At 59.5% G+C, this 578-nt stretch carries 1 pseudogene; it reads left to right on the forward strand.

The annotated features are described in order from the left end of the window. Positions 1–191: 191 nt before the first annotated feature. Positions 192–578, forward strand: a pseudogene (locus C2M35_RS15390) (hypothetical protein); the annotation flags it as partial.

Here is a 578-nt window from a genome sequence, read left to right on the forward strand (position 1 = left end):
CATCAGTGATGGTGTGACCACCATCACGGTACCGAGCTCGGCGATCAGCACGGATAGCAACGGCAATGTGACCGTCGTTGGGCAAGACCTTTCAAGCCTCGCTGACGGCGAATTGACCGTCACCATGACAGTGACCGACGCTGCCGGGAACACAGGCACGGTCACCGATACCACCACCTTGGATACGCACCATGACAGTGACCGACGCTGCCGGGAACACAGGCACGGTCACCGATACCACCACCTTGGATACGGGCGCACCGAGCACAGGTGATGGCGTAAACAGTATTGCGTTCGACGACGGCGGCGATGAGCTGTTAAGCGCAGACGAAGCAACCAACGTGACCCTTTCTGGCGTTGTTGAAGCCGGTGCCACCGTCGACAGCATCACCATCAGTGATGGCGTGACCACCATCACTGTACCGAGTTCGGCGATCAGCACGGATAGCAACGGCAACCTGACCGTCGTTGGGCAAGACCTGTCAGGTCTCGCTGACGGCGAACTGACCGTCACCATGACAGTGACCGACGCTGCCGGGAACACAGGCACGGTCACCGATACCACCACCTTGGATACG

The sequence above is a fragment of the Pseudoalteromonas sp. T1lg76 genome, from assembly GCF_002964725.1.
In the GTDB taxonomy this organism is placed as follows: Bacteria; Pseudomonadota; Gammaproteobacteria; order Enterobacterales; family Alteromonadaceae; genus Pseudoalteromonas.